The 25,766-nt window shown below is 37.7% G+C and carries 25 protein-coding genes; 15 read left to right on the top strand and 10 right to left on the bottom strand.

Annotated features, from left to right (window positions below):
- The first annotated feature begins 462 nt into the window (after window positions 1-462).
- A complete protein-coding gene (locus tag H1P_RS14555) occupies window positions 463-1,497 on the top strand; it encodes a fatty acid desaturase (protein WP_144868344.1) in 1,035 nt (344 codons plus the stop codon).
- 34 nt (window positions 1,498-1,531) lie between these two features.
- Here the strand turns inward: H1P_RS14555 and H1P_RS14550 are convergent, their stop codons facing one another.
- Window positions 1,532-2,206, bottom strand: a complete 675-nt coding sequence (locus H1P_RS14550; protein WP_144868342.1) for a pentapeptide repeat-containing protein — start codon at window positions 2,204-2,206, stop codon at window positions 1,532-1,534.
- A gap of 248 nt (window positions 2,207-2,454) precedes the next feature.
- A complete protein-coding gene (locus tag H1P_RS14545) occupies window positions 2,455-3,912 on the bottom strand; it encodes an S-layer homology domain-containing protein (protein WP_144868340.1) in 1,458 nt (485 codons plus the stop codon).
- Between the two features lie 182 nt (window positions 3,913-4,094).
- Between H1P_RS14545 and pheS the strand changes: the two genes are divergently transcribed.
- A complete protein-coding gene (gene pheS, locus H1P_RS14540; protein WP_144868338.1) occupies window positions 4,095-5,093 on the top strand; it encodes a phenylalanine--tRNA ligase subunit alpha in 999 nt (332 codons plus the stop codon).
- An 85-nt stretch (window positions 5,094-5,178) separates the two neighbouring features.
- On the opposite strand, the gene H1P_RS14535 is transcribed toward pheS, so the two are convergent.
- Window positions 5,179-6,342, bottom strand: coding sequence for a GuaB3 family IMP dehydrogenase-related protein (locus H1P_RS14535; RefSeq protein ID WP_144868336.1), 1,164 nt, complete (start codon window positions 6,340-6,342; stop codon window positions 5,179-5,181).
- 225 nt (window positions 6,343-6,567) lie between these two features.
- Complete coding sequence (locus H1P_RS14530) at window positions 6,568-7,428, bottom strand: fructosamine kinase family protein (RefSeq protein ID WP_144868334.1); 861 nt, start codon at window positions 7,426-7,428, stop codon at window positions 6,568-6,570.
- 308 nt (window positions 7,429-7,736) lie between these two features.
- On the opposite strand from H1P_RS14530, the gene H1P_RS14525 reads away from it, so the two are divergent.
- Window positions 7,737-8,501, top strand: a complete 765-nt coding sequence (locus H1P_RS14525; RefSeq protein ID WP_144868332.1) for an SDR family NAD(P)-dependent oxidoreductase — start codon at window positions 7,737-7,739, stop codon at window positions 8,499-8,501.
- A 190-nt stretch (window positions 8,502-8,691) separates the two neighbouring features.
- On the opposite strand, the gene H1P_RS14520 is transcribed toward H1P_RS14525, so the two are convergent.
- A complete protein-coding gene (locus H1P_RS14520) occupies window positions 8,692-9,402 on the bottom strand; it encodes a discoidin/SUN/FTP domain-containing protein (protein WP_144868330.1) in 711 nt (236 codons plus the stop codon).
- Between the two features lie 477 nt (window positions 9,403-9,879).
- Window positions 9,880-11,406, bottom strand: coding sequence for a bifunctional aminoglycoside phosphotransferase/ATP-binding protein (locus H1P_RS14515; RefSeq protein ID WP_144868327.1), 1,527 nt, complete (start codon window positions 11,404-11,406; stop codon window positions 9,880-9,882).
- Between the two features lie 219 nt (window positions 11,407-11,625).
- Between H1P_RS14515 and H1P_RS14510 the strand changes: the two genes are divergently transcribed.
- The 5 genes from H1P_RS14510 to nagA all read left to right on the top strand — a co-directional run bounded on the left by H1P_RS14510 (window position 11,626) and on the right by nagA (window position 16,523).
- Complete coding sequence (locus H1P_RS14510; RefSeq protein WP_144868325.1) at window positions 11,626-12,960, top strand: DUF58 domain-containing protein; 1,335 nt, start codon at window positions 11,626-11,628, stop codon at window positions 12,958-12,960.
- A gap of 63 nt (window positions 12,961-13,023) precedes the next feature.
- Window positions 13,024-13,563 (top strand): protein-tyrosine phosphatase family protein, encoded by a 540-nt coding sequence (locus H1P_RS14505; RefSeq protein ID WP_144868323.1) that lies wholly within the window; start codon window positions 13,024-13,026, stop codon window positions 13,561-13,563.
- A 129-nt stretch (window positions 13,564-13,692) separates the two neighbouring features.
- Window positions 13,693-14,232: an HD domain-containing protein gene (locus tag H1P_RS14500; RefSeq protein ID WP_144868321.1), complete on the top strand. Its 540-nt coding sequence runs from the start codon at window positions 13,693-13,695 to the stop codon at window positions 14,230-14,232.
- Window positions 14,233-14,338: 106 nt separating this feature from the next.
- The gene (locus H1P_RS14495; RefSeq protein ID WP_144868319.1) at window positions 14,339-15,109 is read left to right on the top strand and encodes a hypothetical protein; all 771 of its coding nucleotides are present in this window, start codon (window positions 14,339-14,341) and stop codon (window positions 15,107-15,109) included.
- A 127-nt stretch (window positions 15,110-15,236) separates the two neighbouring features.
- Window positions 15,237-16,523, top strand: a complete 1,287-nt coding sequence (gene nagA, locus H1P_RS14490) for an N-acetylglucosamine-6-phosphate deacetylase (RefSeq protein ID WP_144868317.1) — start codon at window positions 15,237-15,239, stop codon at window positions 16,521-16,523.
- A 112-nt stretch (window positions 16,524-16,635) separates the two neighbouring features.
- On the opposite strand, the gene H1P_RS14485 is transcribed toward nagA, so the two are convergent.
- Both H1P_RS14485 and H1P_RS14480 read right to left on the bottom strand, forming a co-directional pair.
- Window positions 16,636-19,104, bottom strand: coding sequence for an ATP-dependent Clp protease ATP-binding subunit (locus H1P_RS14485; protein WP_144868315.1), 2,469 nt, complete (start codon window positions 19,102-19,104; stop codon window positions 16,636-16,638).
- A 295-nt stretch (window positions 19,105-19,399) separates the two neighbouring features.
- Window positions 19,400-19,843, bottom strand: a complete 444-nt coding sequence (locus H1P_RS14480) for a response regulator (protein WP_144868313.1) — start codon at window positions 19,841-19,843, stop codon at window positions 19,400-19,402.
- 115 nt (window positions 19,844-19,958) lie between these two features.
- Here H1P_RS14480 and moaA point away from each other — a divergent pair, with 115 nt between their 5' ends.
- Entirely contained in the window at window positions 19,959-20,948 is a 990-nt protein-coding gene (moaA, locus tag H1P_RS14475; RefSeq protein ID WP_144868310.1) for a GTP 3',8-cyclase MoaA, read from the top strand.
- A 172-nt stretch (window positions 20,949-21,120) separates the two neighbouring features.
- Here the strand turns inward: moaA and rpsD are convergent, their stop codons facing one another.
- On the bottom strand, window positions 21,121-21,729 hold the full coding sequence (gene rpsD / locus H1P_RS14470; RefSeq protein WP_144868308.1) for a 30S ribosomal protein S4: 609 nt from the start codon (window positions 21,727-21,729) through the stop codon (window positions 21,121-21,123).
- Window positions 21,730-21,955: 226 nt separating this feature from the next.
- Between rpsD and H1P_RS14465 the strand changes: the two genes are divergently transcribed.
- A complete protein-coding gene (locus tag H1P_RS14465; RefSeq protein WP_144868306.1) occupies window positions 21,956-22,366 on the top strand; it encodes a VOC family protein in 411 nt (136 codons plus the stop codon).
- A 3-nt stretch (window positions 22,367-22,369) separates the two neighbouring features.
- On the opposite strand, the gene H1P_RS14460 is transcribed toward H1P_RS14465, so the two are convergent.
- The gene (locus H1P_RS14460; RefSeq protein WP_144868304.1) at window positions 22,370-22,810 is read right to left on the bottom strand and encodes a Fur family transcriptional regulator; all 441 of its coding nucleotides are present in this window, start codon (window positions 22,808-22,810) and stop codon (window positions 22,370-22,372) included.
- Window positions 22,811-22,924: 114 nt separating this feature from the next.
- Here H1P_RS14460 and H1P_RS14455 point away from each other — a divergent pair, with 114 nt between their 5' ends.
- From H1P_RS14455 to H1P_RS14435, 5 genes are all read left to right on the top strand, one after another.
- A complete protein-coding gene (locus tag H1P_RS14455; RefSeq protein ID WP_144868302.1) occupies window positions 22,925-23,407 on the top strand; it encodes a CRR6 family NdhI maturation factor in 483 nt (160 codons plus the stop codon).
- Between the two features lie 277 nt (window positions 23,408-23,684).
- The gene (locus H1P_RS14450; RefSeq protein ID WP_144868300.1) at window positions 23,685-24,023 is read left to right on the top strand and encodes a YtxH domain-containing protein; all 339 of its coding nucleotides are present in this window, start codon (window positions 23,685-23,687) and stop codon (window positions 24,021-24,023) included.
- 28 nt (window positions 24,024-24,051) lie between these two features.
- Entirely contained in the window at window positions 24,052-24,426 is a 375-nt protein-coding gene (locus tag H1P_RS14445) for a DUF948 domain-containing protein (RefSeq protein ID WP_144868297.1), read from the top strand.
- 183 nt (window positions 24,427-24,609) lie between these two features.
- Entirely contained in the window at window positions 24,610-25,401 is a 792-nt protein-coding gene (locus H1P_RS14440; protein WP_144868347.1) for a TPM domain-containing protein, read from the top strand.
- A gap of 196 nt (window positions 25,402-25,597) precedes the next feature.
- On the top strand, window positions 25,598-25,766 hold a 169-nt coding region (locus tag H1P_RS14435), incomplete at its 3' end, for a MerR family transcriptional regulator (RefSeq protein ID WP_144862861.1).

Below are 25,766 nucleotides of genomic sequence, written 5' to 3'. Positions count from 1 at the left end.
TGGTTAATTGTTAATTACTGATTGTTGATTCAGAATTACCACGCCCTTCGGGCTGAAGTCAGGAGGATAGAGTCAGGAGTCAGGAGTTAGATCAAGCCCGAAGTTGGAGTATGCGCCTCGCCATTTTAGGCGAAGAGAAACAAAATATATTCAAGTATTGAATCCTCGCTCCTTCGCCTCAGAGGTAAAACGACTGACATCACGACTTCAGATTTCTGACTTCGTGAATACTTCATAATTCATCATTTATCCTTCATGGTTCATCCCCGATCCCCCAAACTATGCTATAACTATTTAAGTTTTGTAAACAAAGACTGTTTGTGACAATAAGGTAAAAAATTACTGCTTATCTAGGTTTTTTACTGGTTTTTCTGGCTAGAAACAGATGCATTATCTTTTTAGTTCGCTCAATCTTAGCAACTAAAGTGGTTTTGCTGTGCCTTTTAATAACAACACAACTCTATGACAACATTGATTCCCCTTCGTAAGTCTCCTCAGCTAGACTCAAATATTAAGCTGAGAGATATTATCAACACTCTACCGAAAGAAGTATTTGTTAAAGATGCTCGTAAAGCCTGGTTGACAGTAATTGTTAATCTTGCTTGTGTAACTGCTGGTTATTGGTTAATTGCAATTTCTCCCTGGTTTTTACTCCCCTTTGCCTGGATTTTCCTAGGGACAAGTTTAGCTGGTATGTTTGTAATCGGTCACGATTGTGGTCATCGTTCTTTTTCTAATCGTATTTGGGTAAATGACTTGGTAGGACATTTAATGTTTTTACCGACAATTTATCCTTATCATGCATGGCGCATTTTGCACAATCATCACCATAAGCATACCAACAAGTTGGAAGTAGATAACGCTTGGGATCCTTTTACCCCTGAAACCTACGATAGCTTTTCCCCTACTATGCAATGGTGGTATCGTCGCTTGAGAAGTCGTTTCTGGTGGGTAGGCTCGATCGCTCACTGGGCTAGTTTACACTTTAGTTGGTGGGCTCACACAGGTAAAGATAAAGAGCAAATTAGATTTTCGGCTTTATTTGTAATTGTCGGCGCAGCTATTGGTTTTCCTGCTTTATTTCTAACTGTTGGGTTTTGGGGTTTTGTTAAATTTTGGCTTACACCCTGGATTGTCTATCATTTTTGGATTAGCACCTTTACTGTTGTGCATCACACTTTACCTGATATTCCTTTCAAACCAGAGGGAGAATGGAATGCAGCAGAAGCTCAATTATGCGGTACAGTTCATTGTAAGTATCCTTGGTGGGTAGAGTTTCTCTGTCACGACATTAACGTCCATATTCCTCACCATTTAACTACAGGTATTCCTTGGTATAATTTACGTCAAGCTCATGCTTCTCTTCAAGAAAATTGGGGCGAATATCTTCATGAAACTGAGTTTTCTTGGTCTTTAATGAAGCAAATAGGCGATCGCTGTCATCTTTATGATGTAGAAAGAAAATACCAAAGTTTTGCTCAATATTCTGTTAAATAAATTACCATTTTCGGTCTAACAGATTCCCGATTTGCTAGCATAATTGATTTCTATATTTCATGAGTGCTTGTTGGGAGTTTAGTTTTGCCATTTTGAAATCTTTTATTTGGGGTTGGAATTCATATTTCACACCCCGATAAGACATATTTTTGGTTACTAAAACATTATCTGATTTAGTAGATGCTTTTGGCGTAGCAGAATTGAGCTTTTTATCTTCATAAGAATCAACACAAACCATTTCTCTGTTTGCTACAGAAAAGTCCGGATCGAAAATTGTTTCATTATTATAGATTGCCCCCACTAAGAAAGCATTATCCAATTTTGCTCCTTGTAAACAAGCTCCTCTTAAGTCAGCATCTCTGAGGTATGCGCCTGTTAAGTCAGCATCTCTGAGGTATGCGTCTGTTAAGTTAATTTTTTCTAAATGGGCATTACGTAAATTAACTTGTCCTAAATTAGCACCTGATAAATTAGCATTTTTCAAACGAGAATTTTCTAAATTACAATTATATAAGTCGGTTGCTTGTAAACTAGCTTTTTCTAGATTACAACTATGTAAATTAACTTCAATCAAACAGGAATTGTTTAAATTAATTTCTTTTAAAATTGCTCCTTTGAGATTAACTTTAGCTAACGTAGTTTGTGACCAATTTTTATTGCCAGCTACATACTCTCTGAGGATTCTATATTGATCTTTCAGTTCCCTCATAATGATTTAATGCCATTAAGTTTTATCTGTTCACAATATAACCTAACAGTTGCAAAATACTAAGGGTCACAAAGCTTAAAACCCCAAATTTAAGTCATTTAGCGCAAAGTGTTACTAATAAACGACAACATCTTTTCTTGGTTTAAAGCCGATAATAACTGGTTACACTGTCTTTAAATTAAAACTATTTTTTAGTAAGTATTTTTATTGATATTCTTTCCGTATTTTCTCTGCTTATCTAACAGTATTTATTCGGCTAAAGTAAGGGCTTCTTTAGCAGTAATACCCTCTCCCTGATAGCCAAAATACCAAAGAGAAGTAGCAGCTTCGGCACGGGTAACAGCTTTTTTGGGTTGAAATAGAGTAGTATAACCAAAGATACGTTTTACATTAGAGCGATCGCTATTTTGATAATCAGCAAATAAAGCAGATATGGCTAAAGGATCGATTTTACTCGCATCTTGAAAACCCCAAGCTTCTTGAATCGCAGTGACAGTTGCGTTAGGTAACGCTCCACGAACATCCAAAGGAACTTTCCAAGTAATTAAATCTTCTCTGGTTAAAGGCGCATCTGGTTGAAATAAGAGACTGCTGCTATCGCTAGTCAGTGGTGAAGGAATTAAGCCCGCCTCTGCTAATCCTTGAATTTCGGCAAAATCAGGATCGTTTACACCAATATCTTTAAAGGCTGCATTGGTACTTTTATTAGCTAAAAGAATTTTATTTCCTGGAGAATCAGCATAGTATTTATTATTAGTCCTAACTAACCATTTTGCATACTCACGACGGGTAATAGTTTCATTGGGTTGGAATTGTCGAGAATTAGTTGCCGTGTCTTTAACTTTGGGAGACACTACACCCAATGCAGCTAAATCTTGCACATACTGACGTAATTGTTCGGGAGTTTCTGCAATATCGGCAAAAGAATTAGACTGATTGCTTGCTTGAGCGTTAGTTTCCTCTGAAGCAACTATATTTGGTTCTTCTGTATCTTCAGGGGAATTATTAATTTCAGTATTACTGTTACTTTCTTCTAAATTATCATTATTAAAAGCCAACTTTTCTTCTGAAGTTTCCGCAGTAGCAGCTGTTTGAGGCTCAGCAGCTTGATAAATTATGGTAAGTTGTGTTTCCTCCTGACTATTTTCTTCTGTTTGTGTGGGTGGAGCTAGCAAGATTGTAAAGTCTAGATCATCTCTACTAACTATTGCCGTAGGATTATTTTCTGAATCGGGCTTAAAAGGCTGAATAACTTGCCAATCTGAACCTTGCCACTTTTCTTGATAGTAATCAACAATGGTATTTATCCTATCACGCGATCGCCATTCACTAACTCCTTTTTCTTTGGTAGACTGGGGTGCAATTACTTCTAAAGTAGCTTGGGGATAAAAAGGCAGATTTTCAGGTAAATTAGCAACGGCTTGCTCCGTTTCTTTGGTTAATGATTCTCCAGAAGTAGCAGACTCTCCTTTAGGTAATTTAGTTAGTTGAATATCTTGTTGCTTCTCATCTGTAGGCTGAGAATTGCGATCTTGAGTTGCAGTAGTTTCATCAGTAGCAGTCTCTTCTGTAGTTGATTGTAAATCAGGATCGGCACTCAAAGCCTGTTCTAACTGTTGAGAATTGCCACAAGCATTCAACAAAGCAGACAAACCCAAAAGCGTACTGTAGAGAATAACCTTAAATTGTGTTTGCTTAAACAACATAAACTGCCCTAATTCAACCGTATCAATTGTAGCGAAATTCCCTGTGACAATTATTCGTGATTAAATTAGACGTGAGAGAACGAAATAAACAAAATCGATCTTGCCAAAATTTCGATACACTATTACTTGCCAATCATCGACTATTAGATACCAATATTTGAAACTGTAAGTTATCCCCAAGAATGAGTACATCTCCTATCCAAAACCAACTGACAGAATTACAACAAGAAGCCGTTCAAGCAATTACCACCACTGACAATCTAGATAACTTAGAACAATTTAGAATTAAATACCTAGGAAAAAAAGGTCAATTATCCCAAATTTTGCGAGGTATGGGAAAATTAAGCCCTGAAGAACGACCTCAAGTGGGTGCTTTAGCTAATGAAGTTAAAGAAGCCATTCAGGGTAAGTTGGATAATCAAAAAGCAGCGTTAGAAAAAACTCAAATAGAGACACAAATTAAAGCCGAAACCCTAGATGTAACTATGCCTGGAGTAAGTCGTCCTCTGGGTAAAGTTCATCCTCTTAATGGTGTGGTAGACAGAGTATTAGATATTTTTGTAGGCTTAGGTTACACTGTCGCTACGGGGCCTCAAGTAGAGTCTGATTATTATAATTTTGAAGCCTTAAATACTCCAGCCGATCATCCAGCCAGAGATATGCAGGATACCTTTTATCTTCCTGGGGGTAACTTATTGCGAACTCACACTTCCTCGGTGCAAATTCGTTACATGGAAAATAATGAACCTCCGATTCGCATTATTGCTCCTGGGAGAGTATATCGTCGTGATACAGTAGATGCCACTCATTCTGCGGTCTTTAATCAATTAGAACTTTTAGCTGTTGATAAAGGACTCAAATTTACCGACCTCAAAGGAACAATCAAAGAATTTTTACAACGGATGTTTGGTGATGAGCTTCCCGTACAATTTCGTACTAGCTATTTCCCTTTCACTGAACCTTCTGCGGAAGTGGATGTGCAATGGAAAGGTAAATGGTTAGAAGTTATGGGTTGTGGGATGGTAGACCCTAACGTTTTAAAAGCAGTGGGTTACGATCCTGAAGTATACAGTGGTTTTGCTGCGGGCTTTGGTGTGGAAAGATTTGCGATGGTATTACACCAAATTGATGATATCCGTCGTTTATACAATAGTGATTTACGGTTTTTAACCCAGTTCTAGTCTTGGGAAATACGCAAAAAATAGCCAAAAAAATCGGGATATTAACTAAATATCCCTTCTTTAAAATAAGTAAATAACCAATGAGCTATTTACCCATACCAAGCTGCTGTGCTTTTTGATAAACCTTACCTTCAGTTAATAAAGAAGGTGCAATGACAACATCAACCTGTTGCATTTCCTTGAGGTCTTTCGCTCCTAAAGTACCCATACTGGTTTGAATCGCACCTAAAAGATTATGAGTACCATCATCAAGTTTGGCTGGTCCAACTAAAATCTGTTTAATAGTACCTGTTGTACCCACTTTGATCCTTGTACCACGGGGTAACACAGGACTAGGAGTTGCCATACCCCAATGATAATCACCCCCAGGAGCTTCCGCAGCCCTAGCAATGGGAGAACCAATCATGACCGCATCTGCACCACAAGCAAGACATTTACAAATATCTCCTCCTGTAACAATACCGCCATCAGAAATCACAGGAACATATTTCCCTGTTTCCGCGTAATAATCATCCCTCGCAGCAGCACAATCAGCCGTAGCGGTAGCCTGGGGTACACCAACACCCAAAACACCGCGAGAAGTACAAGCAGCACCAGGGCCAATACCGACTAACACCGCAGCAGCACCAGCTTTCATTAATTGCATTGTCACTTCATAAGTAACGCAGTTACCCAAAATTACAGGCATGGGCATTTCTTGGCAAAACTGAGCCAAATCCAAAGGTGCAATAGATTGAGGAGACAAGTGAGCAGTCGAAACTACCGTTGCTTGAACAAATACTAAATCTGCTCCTGCTTCTGCCACTACCTGACCATATTTACTAGCACCAACAGGAGTTAAACTAACCGCAGCAATGCCCCCTTGTGCTTTAATTTCTTTGATTCTTTTGGTGATTAATTCTGGCTTAACAGGTTCTGCGTAAAGCTTTTGCATTAAACCCACAAACTCATCGTTCCCTACCGATTCAATACGCTCTAATATGGGGTTGGGATCGTCATAACGGGTTTGTACTCCTTCTAAATTAAGCACTCCTAATGAACCTAATTCTGATAGCAAGGCTGCCATTTTGACATCTACTACCCCATCCATAGCACTGGCAATAATGGGGATACTTCGTTTAATGCCACCAATTTCCCAGGTGGTGTCCGCTAGACTAGGGTCTAGGGTTCTCGCACCTGGTACGAGGGCGATTTCATCGAATCCATAAGCTCTACGAGCTTGTTTTCTGCGACCAATTGATATATCCACGCTTACCTTCCGTTCCCAAAGCTATTAGCATAGGGTATCAAATTTTGGAATCATTTTGTACTGGGTAAGACAAGAAAATAATCTGTATTCTGTATTACTAATTTTGTTAGTTGTTGGTGGTTAGATTCGTGGGGTGTCTTCCTTGTTTAATTTTTTCTTCGTTTCTTAAAAAGTTCCTCATCATTCATCCTTCATCCCCCTTCGAGGACGTAGTAATTCATCCTTTCAAACAATCTGCTGAATTATGCGTTTAGCTTGGGAGGCATAGCCACCACCAAAGAGATTAAAGTGGTTCAAAATGTGATAAAGATTGTAGATATTTTTACGTTGTTGATATCCAGAATCTAATTGCCACTGTTGGTTATAGCCTTGATAAAAAGCCGAGGGGAAACCACCAAATAATTCTGTCATGGCAATATCTACTTCACGATCGCCGTAATAGGTGGCAGGATCGAATATAGTGGGCTGACCATCTTCTGTAATATCGGCATTCCCAGACCATAAATCACCATGAACTATAGATGCTTCTGGCTGTCTATTGGCTAGTCTTTCTCTAACTGCTACTACTACTTTATTAGTATCAGGGAAATTACCACCTCTTCTATTAGCCAGTCGCAACTGATAACCAATTCGTTGTTCGGCAAAAAAATCTGCCCAGTTATCCATCCAAGTATTAATCTGAGGGGTTGAACCAATAGTATTATTCATCTCCCAACCAAAGTTATCTGCTATACCCTTTTGGTGCATCATTGCTAACTGACGACCCATTTCTAGCCAACTATTATTATTACCCCTTCCTAAATCCAACCACTCTAGAACGATATAACAAGAATTTCCCGCCACACCCCAACAAATCTGTTTCGGTATCGTAATAGTTTTTGTATCATACATTTGTGTTAAACCTAAAGCTTCTGCATGAAACATCTCTACTTGAGAAGCTTGATTGATTTTGACGAAGTAGGTATTACCATTTCCTATTACGCAATATCCTTGATTGATACAACCACCACCCACTGAACGAGTATCAGTAATTTCAAAAGTTGTTTCTGTTGCTTTAGTAATTTCTCTTGCGATTGATTGCCACATAGTTTCGGTTACGAGTATTGCCGTATTTTGATACTACTGCTTAGTGGAAGCGAAAAAAGCGATCTCGCCGTTGGCGAGGCGCGTTGCGACCGCAATAGCAAAATTCACAAGTAATAAGTATATAGTGCGACTTGTATTTATTACTCATTACTCATTACTTTAGACCGAAGGGCTTGGTAATCAGGTTGTCATTAGAATATTGATAACTTTGAAGCATCATTTAAGATCGAATAAGTATTTTACAGATATCAAAAGCTTATCTAAGATTTGAAAGATAAAAGTTAGAAGTATTTACTCAATAAACACAAATGCCTATTTATTCATCTTTAAAAGGTAAGACTGCTATAGTTACAGGCGGTGGAAGTGGTATTGGAAAAGCTATTTGTTTGGCACTAGCATCTCAAGAAGTTCGAGTAGTTGTGGCAAATCGTCGTGAAGCTTTGGGACAAGAAACCGCAGACACAATCCAGGCTAATGGAGGTAAAGCAATGTTTGTCAAGACAGATATTGCCGAGCCTATTTCAGTTCGTAACCTGATCCAACAAACAATTGACTCTTTTGGAACTCTCGATCTAGCGATTAACAATGCTGCTGGAATTGGAGATATGGCTCTGTTAGCAGAACAGAACGAGGAAAGTTTTTCCCGTTTAATAGATGTAAACATAAAAGGAAGCTTTTATTGTTTGAAGTATGAGTTGGAAGCTATCCTTAGCGAAGGTTTAGAAGGAGCGATTGTTAACATTCTGTCAATTCATGCTTTACGTACAGTTGTACCTGGACTCTCTCCTTACACAGCAACTAAACACGCAGTCCATGCTTTAACCAAGGCTGCTGCTGTTGAATATGCAGAGCAAGGAATTCGGATTAATTCAGTCGCCCCAGGTCCCACAGACACAGAAATGTTGCGAGAAGCTGCTGGTGGAGATACAAGCCCGTTTACTGCAATGTTACCGATGCAGAGATTAGGTACTCCTGAAGAAGTCGCGGATGCAGTTTTATGGCTCTGTTCGGATAATGCTCGATTTGTGACAGGGCAACTTTTAGCTGTAGATGGTGGTTATTTAGCAAAATAAAAAACTAAAAAAACATCAATAACTAAATAGTTCCACTTAATTAAACAAGGAATCTTAGTTTTAATGATGAATCTGCGATCGGGCGTAGCCTGGCACTGCCCGATCGCACTTTTGAGAGAACAGTATACAGTTGGGACGGTTGAGGTTAGGATAGTTTTGTAAGAATAAATATGTTTATGCAAAAGCAAAATTATTCGAGTGTGCCCCAAAGTTGTAACACGTAAACAGAATCACTAAAATTTTCTCTAGTAAGTTTTTTGACTTGAAAATATCGACCTACTAAGGGGTCAAAATTGAATGTCTGGGTCGGTGTCTGTCCGTCCACTATAAATTTACCAATGGATTCAAACTTACCTGTAGGTGAATCATTGCCAACCAAAAGTTCAAACTCTTTATCATTAAAGTCTGGACGCATCCCAGTAGCCCTAAATGTAATGGTGTCAAATGTAGCACATCTCCCATCCTGAAACCCGAAGACTGCTTCAGAGCCTGCAAAGACTAAATCATCAGTAACCTTATCAAAACCTGGAGCTGCATCAAACTGATCTAAGCCAGAGATATAAGTACCAGAGCCACTAAAGGTTTGGCGACCATTTGATTTTTTTAAGAGACTTATTTTATTGGATTGATTGATGTTTGTTGCCGAACAAGCAGATGATGAACTCGATCGAGTTATCACCTCATTAGCATCAGTGCGGTTGCTTCGATCTTCTTGTCCTATCTCTTTTGATCCTTTTGACTCAGATATTGCTGGAGATTCTATTGTATGTGATTCTAGTTCATCCCTATCTTTGCTTGTATTATCTCCAATAGAAATAGTAATTTTAGGAAGACTATTACAACCAACTAATAATAGTAAAGCAGTAAGCAATACGGTAGTCAGTTTATAAGCTGAAATCATTTTTGATACATTGTTACTAAATCGAACTAGTACATAAGATGTGAGTAGGCAGAGATCGAGCTGATTGTGTCGAAATGTAGCCTGTAGATTTAACCATCATTATCTTATCGATAAAAAGATTTGATTTCACCATTTAAGTATTTTGAAATTACTTATCTTCATCTTTGGTTAAAGTTATTTTTAATCCTGCTGGCATATGCCCTAAAGGACTTCCTTCGGTCGCGCGATGCGGAGCGAGTCCTTTAGGGGAGCGGTATCCTTTAGGACGGTTTGATTTCCCTAAATCGAACACAGTCTAATTTTACTTTTTTTTAGGTGGAACTACTTATTAACTTTCATGCTTATAAAATCTATGTGTAGCATTCTCTTTCCTACTTCGTATAACGACAAACTCAAATGATATAAAGAGTAGGGGTGTCGATCACCCCTGGTTTTATTTATTAGTAATTTCTTTTCTGGAAATACTTTCGATCCTAATCAGCTAATTTGCTCTTCCCAATTAGTTTTGGAAGTATCAACATTAGTGACATAAGTTTTTTCTTCTGAGGTGAACTCTTCTGCATTGGCTTGTTGAGATGCGAGTAAATCCGCCGTAGCATCAGAAATATCGCCAGTACGGTTAGTTACGCGATCGCGTAATACCTCTATGGGTGCAGTACAGTTTATAATTTGCAAAGGTATGTTGTTGCTATTTACTGCTTCAATTACTTGCTGACGATAAGCAATGCGATCGTATTTGGCATCGAGAATCACAGTAAAGCCTTCTTTAGCTAACATAATACCTAATTCAGATAAGCGATCGTAGGTTTTTTGGCTCATTTCAGAAGTATAGATAGCATCACTGCCTTTTTCTTCTATAGAGATTCCTGCTAGTTGTTTGCGTACTGCATCAGAGCGAAGATGAATTGCACTTTGTTTTCTCGCAATGGTTTTAGCCACAGTAGTTTTGCCTGCACCAGATAACCCAGACATTAGAATCAGTTTTCCCTGACGATTTTGGGCATATGACCAAGCTTGCTTATAGTAGTCTGTAGCGGTTGCTTGAGCTTCCTGTTTTACGGTTTCGGGAACATTAGGATCGTCTAGTAAAAAAGAGGTTACTTTAGCTCTTACGTAAGCCTGTCGGCTGAGGTAGAGGGGTAATAGGGGTACACCTGAATAATCTGCTGTCTGCTCTAAATAGGCATTGAGAAAAACATTAGCAAAGTCTTGTTTTCCTCTTGCTTCTAAATCCATCATGGTAAACGCCACATCGTACATGACATCTACAAAACGGAAGGGTTCATTAAATTCAATGCGATCGAATAATTGAATTTTATCTTGCCACAAGCAAATATTTTTGAGGTGTAAATCACCGTGGCACTCTTTAATTTTATTGTTAGTAATTCGGCTGTTAAATAAGTCTTCTCTTTCTGCAAAAAACTTATCTGTATAGGCTTTAGTTTCTGTCAGTTGTTCTTGGGTTTGTCCTCTATCAATATAACCTTGAGTTTGTTGATAGTTTTCGTCAAAGGCTTCCCTAATTTTTGCCACTGTACCAAAACTACTTATATAATCATTAGTCTGAGCTTCTTTGTGAAATTGAGCCACAATTTTACCCAATTCTGCCATCTGCTCGATATCAAGCTTACCTGCTTCAAAGAGATTAATAAATAAATTTTCTTGGGGAAATTGACGCATTTTAAGGGCGTATTCTATAGCTTCTCCTGTACCATTTAAAATAAAGCGATCGCCATTTTTAGTAATAGGTACTACTTCTAAATATAGCTCAGGAGCAATTACCCCATTCATCTTAATTTCTTCTTCAAGAAAGTGCTTCCTTTTCTCTAAAGTCGAGTAATCTAAAAACCCAAAGTTAACTTCTTTTTTTAGTTTATAAGCATAGTCTCCTGTTAAAAAAACAGCAGAAACATGAGTTTGAATTAATTCAATATTATCAGTAGCAGAATGCGGGTAAAATTCTGCCTTTTGCATTTGCGGAATTAAAGCAGCAAGATTAGACATAAAAAATACAATGAACTTCAGCCTAATTATCTTAAAGCAATTGGTTGTTGGTTAGTTGTTCATTGTTTATCCCGTCAAGTCCCAAACCAAACGGGATAATTTCGTTGGTTGTTAACTTTCTCATTCCTCGTTCTTCATTTATTTCCTTGTTTTCCCCAATTCCTAATAGCTATTGGCTATGCCAGGATAGAAATCTAATTTTCTTCCTTAATTTGAATTATGAAGCCATTGCCTTATCGTCTTTTTCATAGCAGTTATACCGTTACGCAGTGGTTTAAAAGGCGATTTACGACTTTAGGGATAGGGCTATTAATTTGCTTAGTGATTTCTGCAATGATTGGGATAGATACGAAGCAAACAATGGCTTATCAAATATTTGCTTTCCTACTGTCAATGCTGGGAATTGCCATGGTATGGAGTTTACGTTTTCGCGATCGCTTTACTGTATCACGTACCTTACCCAAATTTGGCACAGTAGGAATCAGCTTACAATATCCTATCACGATTGAGAATCGAACTCATAAATTGCAAATTGGGCTTCAAATAAGCGAAAATTTTGCCGATCCTCGCCCTAATAGAACAGAATTAACTAAATATTTACGCTCTTATCCCCAAAAAAGTCGTTTTGTTTCTCTGAGTGTAGTTTACTATCGCTGGTTGAAACTAATTAAGCGCAATCAAGGAGCAACTACCAAAGCGATTTCTTTATCCACTATTGCATCCCGCAGCACCGCTAAAGCAACAGTAGAATTAATGCCCTCCCGTCGTGGCGTAATTCGTTTGGCTGGAGTGATAATAGCTCGTCCCGATCCTTTGGGGTTATTCAATGCTTGTAAAATGGTGTCTTTACCTCAATCGATCTTAATTTTACCCAAGAGATATCAAATACCACCTTTTGAACTTTCTGGAGCAAGAAAAGCCCAATCAGGGAATGTCTCTTTAGCTTCTTCTGTGGGAGATTCTGAAGAATTTATGTCTTTAAGGGATTATCGTCCTGGCGATCCTTTAAGAAGGATTCATTGGAAAAGTTGGGCAAAGATTGGTAAACCAGTAGTTAAAGAAGAACAAGCGGAATTTTTTGTACGTCATGCTTTAATTTTGGATACTTTTCAATCAGTAGAATACAGTGACACTTTAGAGAAAGCAGTGTCGGTAGCTGCATCTTTTGCTTGCGATTGGCAAACCCAAGAATCTTTATTGGATTTGATGTTTGTGGGAGAATCTGCTTATTGTTTTACTTCAGGAAGAGGCTTAGGTAATACAGAACAAATGCTAGAGATTTTAGCATCTGTGCAAGCTTGTCAAGATAAGCCTTTTGAGTCTTTAACTTCTAGGGTTATGGAGCGAATTGCTTTATTAAGTGGTTGTATTTGTGTTTTGATTGCTTGGGATGAAGAACGAAAAAAATTAGTTCGTTATTTAGAAGGTTTGAAAGTTCCTACTTTAGTGTTAGTTATTAGTGAGACAGAACCAGAAGATAGATCTAATTTTTCCAATTTATATTGGTTAGAGTTAGACAAAGTTCAAGAAACATTAATGAGTATTTCAACATAAAAGCTTTTGAAGACAATATAATAATCAAAATTAAAATTATAAGTCTTTATCTAACCACAAAATATGTATAAATTTGCTGCTGCGGAACACCATGAATCTTTCATATACGGTGCTGCTAAACCCAAATATAGACAAAAAGCAGTTGAGCAATGGATTAAATTTCTGCAAGGACAAAAGATTGAAAAAGTTTGTTGTCTGCTTCAAAGCGAGTGCCTAAATCGTTATGAAGTAGATTTATTAAAAACTTATCGTGAAAAATTTGGCAAGAAATGTGTATTATGGCAGTCACTTCAAGATTTTCAGATTCCTCAATCACAAGTATTAATCGAGAGCATTATCCCTTTCTTGATTTCCGCAGATGAACAACGTCAAAAAATAGTAGTTCATTGTTCTGGTGGAATTGGACGTACTGGAATAGTTTTAGCTGCTTGGTTAGTTAGTCGGCGCGGATTTTCTAATCAAGATGCGATATTTGCTGTCAAACAAAATAAGAGAAATCCTGATGAAGCAGTAATTGCTGCTCTGTTCAGATGTCAAAATCCTCATCGAGCTAGGCGAAAATTAGATTGTCTTTTAAATGATTGTCGGAATGCTTTTTATTAAGTTTTTTATTAGTAAAGCAGAAACAGAAAATCGAGATATTTTTAAAAATTTATAATATTGGTTATAATTCAATAAAATTTAATAAACATTAACGAGTATTTATTAACAACAATTAATCAAAAAAATAATATGCAATCTCAGTATACAACTCCAAGAGAAATCTATGCATTTTTACAACAGCAAAAAGCTCCAGAAAGATTAATTAAGCATCATAAGTTAGTTGTTGAAGCTACTGAAGAAATTATTACTGATTTAAAAACTAATTTTCCTAATTTAGATTGTAATTACTCACAAGTCTTAATTGGTGCTGCAATTCATGACGCAGGAAAAATAATTTTTAATAATGAAATTTATAAGTCAGGTAATAGACATGAGTTAGAAGGAGAACAATATTTAATTAATTTAGGTATCCCACCACATATTGCTAAATTTTGTAGAACTCATGCACATTGGAACGATCCAGATAATACTATTGAAGATTTACTCGTTGCTGTAGCTGATGTGTTATGGAAGGGATGTCGAAATGAGCAGCTAGAAAATTTAGTTATTAGCAGAATCTCAAATTTAATGGAAAAAGATTTTTGGGATGTGTTTCTTATAGTTGATTCTTTGTTTGAAAAAGTTAGCGATTGCGGTATAGACAGATTAAATCGCTCTCTATCATTTTAAAGTAATTGAATAGATTATGAAGCTCAAAAAATTGTCACAACCACAAAAAATATCATTAATTACTTACTCATAATTAAGTATAAACAAAATACTTTAATTGAGAACAATGTTAAGTAAATATGTCGGCTCTACTATTAGCTTGGGAATATTCGCAATCATAGTAGGTGGTGTGGTGCAATGGTTGGGTATCTCCGCAGGAAGCTTGATTGATTGGTTAATTGGAATTGCTTCTTTTTGGTGGTTAATAGTTATTGTGACAATCCCTTGGAATATTTATTTTGACGCTCGTGAAACAATTACTGAAGCTAAAACTTCTCAAGAAAAAGGTTTAGAAGTAAATCAAAAACAATTAAAATATGTTTACAAGGTTATTAATTGGTCATTAATTGGAGCGATCGCATTACATCTAATTTCGGCTTTTGCTCTTTATTTACTGGCTGTTACTGGTATTAGTAATGTGGGTTATGTTAGCTCTGGATTAACTTTATTACTAACAATTTTACGTCCTGCAATTCGCGGTTATCAATATCTAAATAAAAGATTATCTAGTATCAAAAAAGAGGTTAAATATCCCCGCAAAGATGCTATCGAGCTTGATAATCGAGTCAAAACCATAGAAAAAGCCATTAAAAATATAGAGACTAAACTAGATATTGAAAATCCTGATTCCTTAATTAGTAAACAACAGCAAATATCCCAGGAAAATCGTAAACAGTTAGCACGTCTTCTTGCTTTATTAGAAGATTATCAAGCTAAAAACACAGTGGAGCACGAAAAGCTATCTAGAGAAGCCGAAAATGCGATCGCTCAATTAAGTGAAGACAGTCAGTTTCTCGGTCATGTTAAAGAAATTATCCGATTTGTTAAAACAGCGTAACCAGGGATGAAGTATAAGGGATGAGGGATTAGGAAATTTTTCAGTAGCAAGTAATAAGTAATAAGTAATAAGTAATAAGCCACAAGCCACTAACAATTAACCACTAACCACCAACTACTAACAAAAAATGAACCAACGCCAGATCATTTGTAATGCTCAAATACCAGGGTATCAAGGATTACAAAATATTGTTATCGATCGACAAAATATTATCGAGCAAATTACAGACAAAAAAATTGAGATACAACCTCAAGATAGTGTTTTAGATATTACAGGTGATTATATATCTTTAGGTGGTGTTGACTTACAAATAAATGGTGGCTTGGGTTTAGCTTTTCCCGATTTAGAAATTACAGATATCCCAAAATTAAAAGAAATTTGTGATTACTTATGGCAACAAGGAGTAGATGCTTTTCTCCCTACTATTGTGACTACTTCAATAGATAAGATACAGCGATCGCTATATGCGATCCAATCATTTATTAAGCAACAATCTAATTCCGAATTAACTGCCAAAATATTAGGAGTTCATTTAGAAGGGCCATTCTTAAACTATGCTAAAAGAGGCGCACATCCCGAACAATACTTACTACCTTTAACTATCGATCTTCTAAAACAGGTTATTGGAGACTATCAACATCTGGTAAAAATAATTACTCTTGCTCCAGAATTAGACTCTACAGGGAAAGCCATTAAATACTTAAAAGAACACAATATTATTATTAGCTTAGGTCATTCTTTAGCTACAGAAACAGAAGCAGAAAAAGCTTTTAAATTAGGAGCATCAATGATTACCCATAGCTTCAATGCGATGCCTAGTTTACATCATCGTCAACCTGGATTATTAGGCGCAGCAATTGTAAATAATAGTGTATATTGTGGGTTAATTGCTGATGGAAAACACGTCAGTCCAACTATGATTAAAGTATTACTCAATAGTAGTAGTAACCCTAATAAAATATTTTTAGTTAGTGATGCTTTAGCACCGATAGGATTATCCGATGGTGTTTATCCTTGGGATAGTAGAACCATTACTGTTAAAGATGGTACAGCAAGTCTCCCCGATGGTACTCTTTCAGGAACAACTTTACCCCTATTAACAGCAGTGCAAAATTTAGTAAGATGGGATATTTGTAGTCCCCAAAAAGCGATCGCACTTGCTACAGAATCACCCCGCAAAGCGATTAATTTACCTGGTATTGCAACAGGTCACAGATTATCTCGATCCCGCTTGACGGGACTCCGCCTTCTAACGAACGGGGCTTATAAACTCTTGAATCGCATTCAAGAGACAGCCCCTCCGAAGCCTGCTGTGACCGTTGGTCAATCGGCTAATTTACTACGTTGGAATTATCAACCAGACATTAAGGGATTAACTTGGGAAAGAATTTGTTCTGTTACCTTAGTCAGATAAATAATTCTCTTATCTTGATGCTAGTTAACGATAATCCATAAAAATGGTAGAGAATTTAACTTCTCTACCACTAAAATTCTAGTTACTTATATTTGCTACAAAGTAGTTTCTTTTAAGAGGAAGGTAATAATTCTTGTTCTTGTTGTTGTGGCAGGACAACAACTTTGCCTTCTTCACTAACATCTACAGTAGCAGTATCACCTTCTCCGACTCTTCCAGAAAGAATTTCTTCTGCTAACACATCTTCCAATAGACGCATAATTGCTCTACGTAGAGGACGTGCGCCATAAGCAGGATTAAACCCTTCTTCAACGAGAAGGTTTTTAAACTTATCTGTTACTTCAAGAGTAATTTCTTGTTCAGTAAGACGAGCAAAGACTTCTTTGAGTAGAATTTCGGAAATCTCCTTGACTTCTTCTTTGTTTAGTTGACGGAATACAATGATTTCATCTAAACGGTTGAGAAATTCAGGACGGAAGTAGTTTTTAAGTTCTTCGTTAACCAAAGATTTAATGCGATTGTACTGGGCTTCTCCTGCGTTTTCTTCAAACTCAAAGCCTAGTCCACCGCCACCTTTTTCGATTACTTTAGAACCAATATTAGAAGTCAGAATTAAAAGAGTGTTTTTGAAATCTACGGTACGTCCTTTAGCATCCGTTAAGCGACCATCTTCTAAAATCTGCAACAGCATATTAAAGATATCAGGGTGTGCTTTTTCTATTTCATCGAATAAGACTACTGTATAAGGACGACGACGCACTGCTTCTGTTAACTGACCACCTTCGTTATAGCCAACATACCCTGGAGGAGAACCAATCAGTTTGGAGACTGTATGGCGTTCCATGTATTCGGACATATCAAGGCGAATCATGGCATCTTCTGAACCAAAGAAGTAAGTAGCCAAAGCTTTTGTCAACTCGGTTTTACCTACACCAGTCGGTCCAGAGAAGACGAAGCTAGCAATCGGACGGTTGGGATTTTTTAAACCAACTCTAGCTCTACGAATAGCGCGGGAAACTGCCTTAACAGCTTCTTCTTGACCGATGATACGCTGGTGGAGAGTGTCCTCCATGTGTAGGAGTTTTTCCGATTCAGTTTCGGTAATTTTGTTAACTGGTACGCCAGTCCAAGAAGCCACGATATGAGCGATTTCTTCGGAATCAACGTGAGGAGAATCGTCAACTTCTCCTTGTGATTTCTTGCTAGAAGCAATATTACGGATTTGCTCTTTAATCTCCATTTCACGATCACGCAGTTCTCCAGCACGATCGAAGTCTTGAGAGCGTACCGCATCATCTTTCTGTTTCAGAATATCGCGCAATTCTTTGTCTAATTCTTTGGCTTCTGGAGGAAGTTGAGAGTTAATTAGACGAACACGAGAACCAGCCTCGTCAATTAAATCAATTGCTTTATCTGGTAAATAGCGATCGCTAATATAACGATCCGATAATTTAGCTGCTGCTTCTAAAGCTTCATCTAAAATCTTTAATTTATGATGCTGTTCGTAACGTTCCCGTAAACCATAGAGAATTTCAATAGTCTCTTCTACAGATGGTTCACCCACCATTACAGGTTGGAAACGACGTTCTAAGGCTGCATCTCGTTCAATGTGCTTACGGTATTCATCCAGAGTAGTAGCACCGATACACTGCAATTCTCCTCTAGCTAAAGCTGGTTTGAGGATATTGGCTGCATCAATCGCTCCTTCTGCTGCACCTGCACCAATGAGAGTATGAACTTCGTCAATTACGAGGATGACATTGCCAGCCTGACGAATTTCATCCATGATTTTTTTGAGACGTTCTTCAAATTCCCCACGATACTTAGTTCCTGCTACCAGCAAACCAATATCTAGGGTAACTACTCGTTTTTCTTCAAGAATGTCGGGAATGTCTTTGGTGGCAATACGCTGCGCCAATCCTTCAGCGATTGCTGTTTTACCCACCCCTGGTTCACCGATGAGAACGGGGTTATTTTTAGTCCGACGACCTAAAATTTGAATGACACGCTCAATTTCTTTTTGTCTACCAACAACAGGATCGAGTTTTCCGTCTCCTGCCATTTGAGTCAGATTTGAGCCAAATTCATCCAAAGTAGGAGTTTTATTTCTGCCTTGGGAGCCACCAGCACCAGGAGCAACTTCGGCTGTTTCCCCTAGCATTCTGATAACTTGGGTACGTACTTTAGATAAATCTACTCCGAGATTTTCCAGTACCCTGGCAGCAACGCCTTCACCTTCACGGATTAAACCGAGAAGCAGGTGTTCTGTCCCTATGTAGTTGTGTCCTAATTGGCGAGCTTCTTCTAAAGATAGTTCCAGCACTCTTTTGGCTCTGGGAGTGAAAGGAATTTCCACTGCAACAAAACCAGAACCGCGACCAATAATTTTCTCAACCTCAATACGAGCATCTTTAAGATTGACTCCCATTGATTTGAGTACTTTGGCAGCGACTCCTGTGCCTTCGCCAATCAAGCCGAGAAGAATTTGCTCAGTACCAACGAAGTTGTGACCCAGACGGCGTGCTTCCTCCTGGGCCAACATTATTACTTTTATGGCTTTTTCTGTGAAGCGTTCAAACATAACTTCTATCCATCACCTGCTGCTTGCCCTTGTATTGCTGATTCTAGCACAGTAGAAATTTCTAGCTGTTTTCAATGAAACAACCGTAATTTTTTTCTTATTTTTTAAGGATTTACCACAATTTTTCCTTATTAATAATATAAGTTTTAGTTATCAATTAATTCAATAAATTTCTTAGTAGACTATTAAGTAATGATTTTCACGCAGCAGAAGCCATCAGCGATCGCAGTTTAACAGACCGTGAAGAAGTAGAGCTAGAGACTAATAGTACTGGTGATTTCTGAGAATACGACATTTAAGTCATTGGCAATTGAACCATTTGCAACCAAAAATCTTGGATAATTTGGACCAATTGTTCAAATTCTTGTAAATTACTGGGCTTTGTCAAATAACAATTGGCATCTCTTTGATAACATTCTGCAATATCTTGTTGGTCGCCAGAGACTGTGAGCATAATTACAGGAATATCAGCAAATCGCTCATCAGATTTGATTGCTTCTAATACTGCTAGTCCATTTTTTCTTGGCAAATGCAAATCGAGCAAAATTAGATCGGGTTTAGGATAGCTGAGATATTCTCCCTGCTGACACAGATAAGCGATCGCTGCTACTCCGTCTCTTACAACCTTTAAGCTATGGGGAGTAGCAACCTGCTCGAATACTTTAGCAATAACTTTGATATCGATTAAAGAATCTTCTACTAGAAGAATTTCAATTGGTCTTGATAGACAATTACTCACAATAGCTATTTTGGTTGACTTAGAGTTATCCAGTATCTTTAATTGAGATACCTGCAAACCCTATATAACTCAATATTTAATAGCATGAAGAAAAATAACAGAATAAATTTAACAAATGAACCAAATTGATTACTTGCGTATTAGTTTAATTGACAAGTGCAATTTTCGTTGTCAGTACTGCATGCCAGAAGAAGCAGAGCTTGATTATCTTTTGAGTCAAGAATTGCTCACCAACCAAGAAATTACAACTTTACTCAAAAATATTTTTATCCCTCTGGGTTTTACCAAATTTCGTTTAACTGGAGGCGAACCTTTGTTAAGACCAGGATTGGTAGATTTAGTCAAAGAAATTGCTGATTTACCTCAAACCCAAGACTTATCAATGACCACTAATGGATTTTTACTGGCAAAGCAGGCAAAAGCTCTATATGATGCAGGTTTAAACCGCCTTAATATTAGCTTAGATTCTTTAAATCCCGAAACTTTTGACCGTATTATTGGTAACAGAGGGCGTAGTCGTTGGCAGCAAACTTGGCAAGGGATTCAGACGGCTTATCAGGTAGGATTTAACCCCTTAAAACTCAATGTAGTGGTAATTCCTGGGGTAAATGAAACAGAAATTTTAGATTTAGCTGCCTTAACCATAGAACGTAATTGGCACGTCCGCTTTATTGAATTTATGCCTATTGGCAATCCCGAACTTTTTGGCGATCGCGCTTGGATTGATTCGGCGGAGTTGAGAACACAAATTGGAAACCGCTATGGTTTGGAGTCTGGTGCTGTTACAGGTAATGGTCCTGCTGATGTTTTCCAAATTCCTGGGGCGAAGGGAACTTTGGGTTTTATTTCTCAAATGTCAGAATGTTTTTGCGATCGCTGCAACCGCGTAAGATTATCCGCCGATGGCTGGTTGCGTCCATGTTTACTTAATGAAACAGGTCAAATAGATCTGAAAACTGCTTTGCGTAACCGAATCAGCGATCGAGAGATTCGACAACAAGTTCAACAACTACTCCATCTCAAGTCAGAAATTAACTTCAAACAAAGGGACTCTGGTACAAACAAGGGAATTTACACTCGTACCATGTCCCAAATCGGCGGATAACAGTTATTTTTGGCAGGAAAAAGGATTAAGGATTAAGGATTAAGGAGTGGAAATAACCCACGGACTTTAGATTCACGAAGCTAGTTACACCAATCGCCCACTCGATAACCACCATAAATCTTAGAAATTTAGCAATAGTACTTGTATTTCTGGGAAGCAAACTGTTAGGGTGTTACGCCATTCTGGAATAATACTCAACAACTAACAGTTCGTTGATTTGTAAAGCAATCCACTCTCTTTCAACAACGCTATTAACTTTTCCTGTCAAAGTGTTTTTATCGAATTCTAAATGGCTGGGTAAGTTAGCTAGTCCAGGGTATTCCATGTTAGCTTGTACCAAACTACGAGAGCGATCGCGATTTCTAACAGTAATTACATCCCCAGGACGACACTGATAACTAGCAATATCTACAACACGACCATTAACAGTTACATGACCATGATTCACTAACTGACGTGCGCCAGGAATTGTACCCGCCATACCAAGACGAAAAACAGTATTGTCAAGACGCATTTCTAAAAGTTGTAATAACGCCTGACCAGTAGAACCAGTTGCTCTGCGAGCTTTACGGACATAACCAATTAATTGTTTTTCGCTAATACCGTAGTTAAAACGTAATTTTTGCTTTTCTTCAAGGCGAATCGCATACTCAGAACGCTTTTTTCGTGCTTGACCATGCTGTCCTGGGGGATAAGCCTTGCGCGGACTTTTACGGCTTAAGCCAGGTAGTTCTCCCAAGCGACGCACAATACGTAGCCTGGGTCCTCTATATCGAGACATATATACTCTCCTTAAAGTTAATAATTAATAAATAGCCCCAAATGTTAGATTATACTCTCTTCTACACTTATTTGAAAATTTTTTTTGCTCAATTAAGCAGGGCAAACCCATAGAAAAAGTAAATTTACTCTGTTAACTTAAGTTAAACCATATTGTCCAAATAGCGATCGCTACATTCAAGTTTATAATTTTAGAAGTTAAAAACGCCAAAATCACGGATCGGCTTATGATTACAGGATTAAATCATCTCAATTTATCAGTTTCTAATATAGAAAAATCTTTCAGCTTCTATACTCAAAAGTTGAACTGCAAGCCTTTAGCTAAATGGAAACGTGGCGCATATTTATTAGCAGGAGATTTATGGCTATGCCTGTCTCTGAAATCAAATACTGATAGTCAAATTTCTTCTGATTACACACACTATGCTTTTACTGTTACTCCAGAAAAATTGAAGTGGTATCGGCAAAATATCGAGCAATTAAATCTTAATTTGTGGCAAGAAAATACTAGCGAAGGTGACTCACTATACATCCTCGATCCAGATCATCATAAATTAGAGCTTCATATTGGAAACTGGCAAACTCGCCTGGCAGCAACCAAACAAAATCCCTACGAAGACATGATATTTTTTGATTAAACTCTACCTTTGGTTTTGATAACCATAAAAATCAATACGGTAATCTGTAATTTTGACTCCTGTTTGGCTTTCTATCTCCGCTAACAAATCAGGAGGTAACTCGACATTAACATCGATAATTTTGTTGGTATCAAGGCAATTTACATGGCTGTGAGGAGCGCTAACATTACCATATAGTCTTCCATCAGACTTTTCAAGACACTCAATAATACCTCGATCGGAAAGAGCTTCTAAGTTTTGATAAACAGAAGTGTGTCCAATTTCTTTACCTTGTTGATTTAAGAGATCGTAGATTTCTCTTGCAGACAAGTGATCCTGTTTATCCCATAGTAACTCTAGAATATAACGGCGTTGGCGACTGACTCGCATTCCTAGATCTTGGCAGCGAGTAATCGCATCTTGCAATGAACTAATAGACTTGGGGTTAACCTCCCGATTATTCATAGACGAGGCTCGTTGTTTAAAAAAACTAATACATACTCGTTACAACTTTAACTTAAAATAAGGTTAATAGTCCAGTAATTATCGTAGATCGTTGTTTGGGGAGTTAAATTTTTGATGACTATTACGATCGCTTTAGATGCAGAAACTATCAACAGTCTAGATTTATCTGCTGTTAAAGAAAAAATATCCAATTTACCCACAGACAAAGCGGTTACTAATTATGAACAACAGCTAAAATTTGTGATTAACTACAAGCAAGAAGCGGAAGATCCTAGGGAGCTATCAGAAATTGCTGAGATTAGACTTTGGTTTGTTTGTTTAGATGCTAACTATCCTTGGCTACCTTTTCTTTTAGATTGGAGATCGGGGGAACTGGCTCGCTATACGGCAATGTTAGTACCACATCAATTTAGTCGTAGTGAGGGTATTATTTACAATCCTGAAGCTTTAGAAATCTATGTGATGCATAAAATATTTGTCTTATCTATCTGGTGTCAACAAAGAGGAATTAGTAGCACTTCTCGGTTAAAGTCTTTTGCGAAGTTATTTGGTTATGACATTGACGATAGCTTTTTCGAGTCAATAAAGGCAGTTTAGGTTGACATCAAAAAAAAAGGTAACTGTTTTAAAACAGCTACCTCAATATTGGTATGAATCAACAATCGGTCTGCATGAACCAACCAATATTTACTTCGCGAGTAACCAAGAATTTTATGCATTCTGTAATATTTTGTAACAATTAGGGGAGTTACTTTTTTGATTATACTTGTCTGACTACTGACCATCCGTATCAGTTCTCAATCCTCAATCCTCGTTCCTTTGACTGAGGCAATGTTAAGCTGGAGAGTAATAGGTATATAAGCTGAGGTTCGGAATGTCAAGGCAAAATCGAGCAGGTACATTCGTTACTGGGTTGGCCATTGGTAGTGCTATTGGGACAGCGATCGGATTATTGATCGCACCTCGCACAGGAAAAGAAACCAGAAAAGTCCTGGAAAAGTCGGTTGATGCACTTCCAGAATTAGCAGAAGATTTAGCGACAACTCTTCAATTACAGACTAATAGGCTTTCAGAAGAAGCTTTACAAAACTGGGAAGCCACTCTAAATCGTTTACAACAAGCGATCGCAGCAGGACAAGAAGCAAGTCAAGGGGAAAAAGAGAAAATAAGATCGATACAAATTAATGCTCAACAACAAAACGATCTCAATTAAGCTATGTAAATTTATTTTTAATCTTTAGATGATCGATCCTGTATTTTGGCTAGGAATATCGCTATTTTTGGTAGCAGTTAGTTTAACCGCAGTATTGGTGGTGACTATTCCCACGTTGCAAGAGGTAGCTCGCGCTGCTCGCAGTGCGGAAAAATTGTTTGATACTCTTAACCGCGAATTTCCCCCTACACTAGAAGCTATTCGTCTCACAGGAATCGAGATTAACCAACTAACCGAAGAAATAGATCGGGGTGTAGAAAGTGCGACAGGAATTGTCAAGCAAGTAGATAAAGCAATTTCAGACACTAAAGAACAGGTACAAGAAGCTCAAGTAAATACCCGTAGCATAGCGATCGGCTTTAAAGCAGCTTGGCAAGCCTGGAGACAACCAGAATCTAAATAATTAATCTCAGTTCCCAGGATTTAAAATAACTGATAACCTTAAAATAAGGTAAACAACTGTAACAAAAATAATATTGTTGTAATAATTATTTATTTATAAACGGAGTCCGTAGTTAAATCCATCATGCAAAAAAGTTTTACGAAGTCAGAGGAAACTTCGTCTTCTCAAGGCGCAGTCTCTCTGATGCAACGTTTGTTAGTTACTCTAGGAACTTGTCTACTAATTTGCGCTACTTGGTTCACACCCACAGCCTTGGCAGTCAATAATCCAGAATTATTGCCCAACGAAGAAACCCCTGTAGTGGATCTGGCAAATTTTCTGCCAAATGGTCAGGAAACAAATTTAATCAAAGATTTAGAGCAATTTGAAGTCGATACAGGCTGGAAATTAAGAGTTCTTACCCAATACGATCGCACTCCAGGAAGAGCAGTCATCAAATATTGGGGTTTGGATGATAAAAGCATTCTCTTGGTAGCAGATGGCAGAGGAGGCAATATTTTAGCTTTTAGTATCGGAGATGAAGTTTATGAGTTGATGCCTCGTACTTTTTGGATTGAATTACAAACTCGCTTTGGCAATATGTATTATGTGCGAGAAAACGGAGAAAATAATGCTATTGTCGATGCGATGAATGTAGTTAAAGGCTGTCTGACTCAAGAAGGTGGATGTAACGTAGTCCCTGGCTTACCTAGAGAGCAATGGATTTTAACTTTGATTAGCTCTTTAGTTGGTGGCATAATTTTTGGTGGAGCAGCTATACCCAGAAAAGACGATGGAGTATTTGCCTGGCAATGGGCTTTAATCATGTCACCTCTGTGGGGAATTCTATTTTTAGCTTTTGGTATTGGCCCTGTGGTAACTCGTACTCCTGAATTATTACCTTTAGTGCGTAATGTAATTGGTTTTATGCTAGGAGCGGTAGTTGCTTTTCTTTCTCCTACATTTATGAACCCCACCACTTCAGAGGAGAGTTAGATGAAGGATAAAGGATTAAGGATGAGGAATTAAGCAATCAATCAAGTTTTCCTTATTCCTTGTTTCTTTATCCTTTAACTTTGTTTATTCAGCCTAAAATTATTAGTTTTAAAGAGAGGCAATGAGAGCTTTAGTCTAGTAGCAATTTTGCTAGACAAAGCTGTACAATCTTAGACATTATGTCTAGGAAAAGTTAATGCGACCAGGAGAATTTGCTAAAAGAGTAGGAGTTAGCGTAAAAACTCTTCATAGATGGGATGAAACGGGAAAATTACCAGCGAAGAGAACCCCATCAGGGCATCGATATTACCTAGAATCTGATTTAGCTATTGCTCTAGGACTAGAAGTATCAAAACCCAAAAGAA

It is taken from the genome of Hyella patelloides LEGE 07179 (genome assembly GCF_900659865.1).
Taxonomy (GTDB): Bacteria; Cyanobacteriota; Cyanobacteriia; order Cyanobacteriales; family Xenococcaceae; genus Hyella; species Hyella patelloides.
Note: the sequence above shows the minus strand (reverse complement) of the source record. Positions and strands in the feature narration are given on the sequence as shown.

Coding starts and splice junctions, on each gene's coding strand:
- H1P_RS14530 (WP_144868334.1), bottom strand. CDS start 7,428: ATGTGGCAATCAATCGCAAGAGAAATTACTAAAGCAACAGAAACAACT.
- rpsD (WP_144868308.1), bottom strand. CDS start 21,729: ATGTCTCGATATAGAGGACCCAGGCTACGTATTGTGCGTCGCTTGGGA.
- H1P_RS14510 (WP_144868325.1), top strand. CDS start 11,626: ATGAAGCCATTGCCTTATCGTCTTTTTCATAGCAGTTATACCGTTACG.
- H1P_RS14440 (WP_144868347.1), top strand. CDS start 24,610: ATGCAACGTTTGTTAGTTACTCTAGGAACTTGTCTACTAATTTGCGCT.
- pheS (WP_144868338.1), top strand. CDS start 4,095: ATGAGTACATCTCCTATCCAAAACCAACTGACAGAATTACAACAAGAA.
- H1P_RS14450 (WP_144868300.1), top strand. CDS start 23,685: ATGTCAAGGCAAAATCGAGCAGGTACATTCGTTACTGGGTTGGCCATT.
- H1P_RS14485 (WP_144868315.1), bottom strand. CDS start 19,104: ATGTTTGAACGCTTCACAGAAAAAGCCATAAAAGTAATAATGTTGGCC.
- H1P_RS14555 (WP_144868344.1), top strand. CDS start 463: ATGACAACATTGATTCCCCTTCGTAAGTCTCCTCAGCTAGACTCAAAT.
- H1P_RS14550 (WP_144868342.1), bottom strand. CDS start 2,206: ATGAGGGAACTGAAAGATCAATATAGAATCCTCAGAGAGTATGTAGCT.
- nagA (WP_144868317.1), top strand. CDS start 15,237: ATGAACCAACGCCAGATCATTTGTAATGCTCAAATACCAGGGTATCAA.
- H1P_RS14515 (WP_144868327.1), bottom strand. CDS start 11,406: ATGTCTAATCTTGCTGCTTTAATTCCGCAAATGCAAAAGGCAGAATTT.
- H1P_RS14455 (WP_144868302.1), top strand. CDS start 22,925: ATGACTATTACGATCGCTTTAGATGCAGAAACTATCAACAGTCTAGAT.
- H1P_RS14495 (WP_144868319.1), top strand. CDS start 14,339: ATGTTAAGTAAATATGTCGGCTCTACTATTAGCTTGGGAATATTCGCA.
- H1P_RS14460 (WP_144868304.1), bottom strand. CDS start 22,810: ATGAATAATCGGGAGGTTAACCCCAAGTCTATTAGTTCATTGCAAGAT.
- H1P_RS14525 (WP_144868332.1), top strand. CDS start 7,737: ATGCCTATTTATTCATCTTTAAAAGGTAAGACTGCTATAGTTACAGGC.
- H1P_RS14505 (WP_144868323.1), top strand. CDS start 13,024: ATGTATAAATTTGCTGCTGCGGAACACCATGAATCTTTCATATACGGT.
- H1P_RS14520 (WP_144868330.1), bottom strand. CDS start 9,402: ATGATTTCAGCTTATAAACTGACTACCGTATTGCTTACTGCTTTACTA.
- H1P_RS14465 (WP_144868306.1), top strand. CDS start 21,956: ATGATTACAGGATTAAATCATCTCAATTTATCAGTTTCTAATATAGAA.
- H1P_RS14545 (WP_144868340.1), bottom strand. CDS start 3,912: ATGTTGTTTAAGCAAACACAATTTAAGGTTATTCTCTACAGTACGCTT.
- H1P_RS14500 (WP_144868321.1), top strand. CDS start 13,693: ATGCAATCTCAGTATACAACTCCAAGAGAAATCTATGCATTTTTACAA.
- moaA (WP_144868310.1), top strand. CDS start 19,959: ATGAACCAAATTGATTACTTGCGTATTAGTTTAATTGACAAGTGCAAT.
- H1P_RS14445 (WP_144868297.1), top strand. CDS start 24,052: ATGATCGATCCTGTATTTTGGCTAGGAATATCGCTATTTTTGGTAGCA.